General features: G+C 66.3%; 2 protein-coding genes and 1 pseudogene. 1 reads left to right on the forward strand and 2 read right to left on the reverse strand.

Features of this window, described 5'->3' with window-relative positions; translation table 11 throughout:
• On the forward strand, positions 1 to 648 hold a 648-nt coding region (locus tag VN419_RS06120), incomplete at its 5' end, for a TlyA family RNA methyltransferase (RefSeq protein ID WP_325645528.1).
• A gap of 292 nt (positions 649 to 940) precedes the next feature.
• Here the strand turns inward: VN419_RS06120 and metG are convergent.
• Both metG and ricT read right to left on the reverse strand, forming a co-directional pair.
• Positions 941 to 2904: pseudogene (gene metG / locus VN419_RS06125) on the reverse strand (methionine--tRNA ligase).
• A gap of 131 nt (positions 2905 to 3035) precedes the next feature.
• Positions 3036 to 3891: regulatory iron-sulfur-containing complex subunit RicT (ricT, locus tag VN419_RS06130; RefSeq protein ID WP_325645530.1), on the reverse strand; the 856-nt coding region annotated here is incomplete at its 5' end.

Below are 3891 nucleotides of genomic sequence, written 5' to 3' on the forward strand. Positions count from 1 at the left end.
GGCGAGAAGCTGCCCGTGGCCTCGCCCGGGCAGCAGTTCCCGGCGGACACGGAATTCGTGCTGCGCGGGCAGGACCGCTTCGCCAGCCGTGGCGGCTACAAGCTGCTCACGGCCATCGAAAAACTCCATTTCGACCCCACAGGCAAGGTCTGCCTGGACGCCGGAGCCTCCACCGGCGGCTTCACCGACTGCCTGCTGCAGCACGGCGCGGCATGCGTTTACGCTGCGGACGTGGGCTACGGCCAGCTGCACTGGAAGCTGCAAAGCGACCCGCGCGTCGTCGTGCTGGAGCGCATGAACCTGCGCACCCCGCCGCCCGTCGGCCCGGACTCGCCCTTTCCCGAACCCTGCGACGTGCTCACCGCCGACGTGTCCTTCATCTCGCTCACGGCCATCCTGCCCGGCTGCCTGACACTCCTAAAGCCCGCCTGCGAGCTGGTGCTGCTCATCAAGCCGCAGTTCGAGCTGCCCGCCGGGCGCACGGACAAGGGCGTGGTGCGGTCCGAGCCGGACAGGCAGGAAGCCGTCTCGCTGGTGCTGGACTACTGCCGCGCCGAGCTTGGGCTGACGCTCGTGGGGGTGGTCCCGTCCGACCTGCTGGGGCCGAAGGGCAATCAGGAATATCTGGCGTATTTGAGGAGAGGGTAGAAGACAGGGGGCGCTGCCCCTGGACCCCGCCAGGGGGTATGCACCCCCTGGACCCGCAGGGCAAACGAAAGGGCTTGGACGAGCGATGCTCGCCCAAGCCCTTTCGTTTGCAGTGGCGCGTGGCGGGCGAATTCGGCAGAAACGCCACGTCTCCTTAACCCCCTTCCAGCGCAAAGGCCGTGCTCCGGTGGTTTTTCCACCGGAACACGGCCTTTGCGCCACAGGGATGCCAAAGGGCGCATGCCCTTTGGCCGCCGGCGGCTATTCTCTTGTTTTCTTCTTTATGTCGCGCCTACGCCACCTTGCCGCCGTCGTCGACAGCGCCGCTGGCGGTCAGAAGGCGCGTCACCTCGGCGTCCTTGGCCACCAGGATCATGCCCTGGCTCTGCACGCCGCGCAGTTTGCGCGGAGCCAGGTTGGCCACCACGACGACCTGCTTGCCCACGAGGTCCTCAGGGCTGAAGCGGTCGGCCAGCCCGGCCACTATCTGGCGGGGCTCGGCCTCGCCCAGGGCGACCTTGACGATGAGCAGCTTGTCGGCGTCCGGATGCTTGGCGGCCTCCAGCACGGTGCCCACGCGCAGATCCAGCTTTTGGAAGTCGGCGAATTCGATATTCTCGGCCGGTCCGGCCGGGGCGGCGGCCTCCTTGAGGGCTTTATCAGCCTTGGCCTTCTTGGCCTCCGGCGCGGGGCTTTCCTTGGGGGCCGGGGGCGTGGCTCGGGCAGCTCCACACGCGGGAACAGGTTGGAGGTCTGGGCCACGGCCACGCCGCTTTCCAGCACGCCCCAGACTTCGGGCTCCTTGGGCAGGGAGAGCTTGTCCAGGTCAAAGGGCATGCCCAGCTGCTCCTGCATCTTCACGCTGGCCTCGGGCATGACGGGCCACAGGTGCACGGCGACCTTGCGCATATGCTCCAGCACCACGTACATGACGGTGCCCAGGCGGGCCATCTGCTTGTTCTTGTACAAGGTCCAGGGCGCGGTCTGGTCGATGTATTTGTTGAGGGCGCGCACGAGTTCCCACAGGGACTCCAGGGCGCGGGCGGTGCGGAACTCGGCGAAGTTCTCCTGGAAGCCCTGCATGGCCTCAAGGCCCAGATGCTTCAGCTCGGCATCCTCCTGGAACTCCTCGGCCGGGCTGGGCACCTTGCCCTCGAAATACTTGTGCGTCATGGCCAGGGCGCGGTTGAACAGGTTGCCCAGGTCGTTGGCCAAGTCGGCGTTGAGCCTGCCCACCAGGGCTTCCTCGGTGAAGGAGGCGTCGCTTCCGAAAGCCATCTCGCGCAGCAGGAAGTAGCGGAAGGCCGAGGCTCCGTAGGTGTCCACCATGCGCTTGGGTTCGACAACGTTGCCCAGGGACTTGGACATCTTGGTGTCGCGCACCAGCCAGTAGCCGTGCACGTTGAGCGACTGGTAGGGCGTCATGCCCGCGGCTTTCAGCATGGTGGGCCAGAACACGGCGTGGGGCTTCAGGATGTCCTTGGCCACGATGTGGTTGGCGGCGGGCCAGAACTTCTTGAACTTGTCGCCGCGCGGGTAGCCCAGGGCGCTGACGTAGTTCAGCAGGGCGTCGAACCACACGTAGCACACGAAGTCCGGGTCGAAGGGCAGCTCGATGCCCCAGGTGAGGCGGCTCTTGGGGCGCGAGATGCACAGGTCCTCAAGCGCGCCCGACTCCAGCAGGCTTAGGACCTCGTTGCGGTAGCGCGCGGGACGGATGAACTCCGGGTGCTCGTTGATGTGCTCGATGAGCCAGCTCTGGTACTTGGACATGCGGAAGAAGTAGTTCTTCTCCGCGATGTATTCCGGCTTGGTCTTGTGGTCCGGGCACATGCCGTCCACAAGTTCCTTCTCGGTGTAGAAACGCTCGCAGCCGAAGCAGTAGTGCCCGCCGTACTCGCCAAAATAGATGTCGCCGCTCTCGTACACCTTCTGCAACACCTTCTGCACGCACTTGATGTGCTCCGGGTCGGTGGTGCGGATGAACTGGTTGGGCTTGGCCCCAAGGACAGGCGCGAGGTTGCGGAACAGGCCGCTGATCTGGTCGGCGTATTCCTTGGGCGATTGGCCCGCGGCCTCTGAGGCCTTGGCGATCTTGTCGCCGTGCTCGTCCGTGCCGGTGAGGAAGTACGATTCCTCGCCCATGAGGGAGTGGAAGCGCGCCATGGAGTCCGCCAGGATGGTGGTGAAGGCGTGGCCCAGGTGCGGCTTGGCGTTGACGTAGAAAATGGGGGTGGTGACGAAAAAGCGGCTCAAGTGGCTACTCCTTGGAAAGCGTGTGCCGGGCGGCGCCGCAGTCGGCTGTCCGCCCGGCCCTCTGCGGCCTGGGGCCGCGGTCATGCGCGTGTTCGGCGCTGATGGTGCCTCGTGATGATATCCCGCCCGGCCTATTGCGCGGGCTTGGGTCCCTTGCTCTTGCGGCGCTTGCGCCTGGGGCGCGTGCGTTCGCGGGCTTCGCCCTCGCCTCCTTCGGCGCGGGGCTGGGCGTCCGGGCGCGGGTCGCCCTCCGTCCGTGCCGGGCCGCCGCCCTGGCGCTCGGAACCGCGTTCAGGGCCGCGCTCCGGCCGGTCTCCCCGTTCGGGGCGTTCCCCACGTTCGGGACGTTCGGCACGTTCAGGCCGGGCAGGGCGCTCAGATCTCTCGGACCGCTCCGTCCTGTCAGGCCTGTCGGACTTGTCGGGCCTGTCCGTTTTCTCGGATCTTTCAGGCTTGTCGGAACGTTCAGGCCTCTGCCCGCGCTCCGGCCGGGAAGGCCGTCCCGTGGACACGCGTCCGGAGCCTCTGCCCTGGCGGCCCTGGCCTTCGGAAGCCTGGGGCTCGGTCTTGGGCTCGGCCGGGGCGTCGCCCGGCTGGCGGTTCAGCATGTCCTTCCATTCGTCCAGGGTGAACTCGCGTTCGCCCGCGTCCTCCACCCAGACGGAAATGGATTTCTTGAAGAAATTGGCGCGCAGCACCTTCACGGAGCCGATGGGCGTCTGGATGCGCTTGCCGATCTTGGGGCACTGCTTGTGGAATTCCTCGTAGCCCTTCTGCTCGTAGCTCAGGCAGCACAAAAGCCGCCCGCAGATGCCCGAGATCTTGGCCGGGTTCAGGAACAGGTTCTGCTCCTTGGCCATCTTGATGGTCACCGGGGCGAACTTGCGCAGGAAGCGGCGGCAGCAGCACACTTGGCCGCAGTTTCCTATGGCCCCGATCATCTGCGTCTCATGGCGCACGCCGATCTGGCGCAGCTCGATGCGGGTG

It is taken from the genome of Humidesulfovibrio sp., from assembly GCF_035560995.1.
In the GTDB taxonomy this organism is placed as follows: Bacteria; Desulfobacterota; Desulfovibrionia; order Desulfovibrionales; family Desulfovibrionaceae; genus Humidesulfovibrio.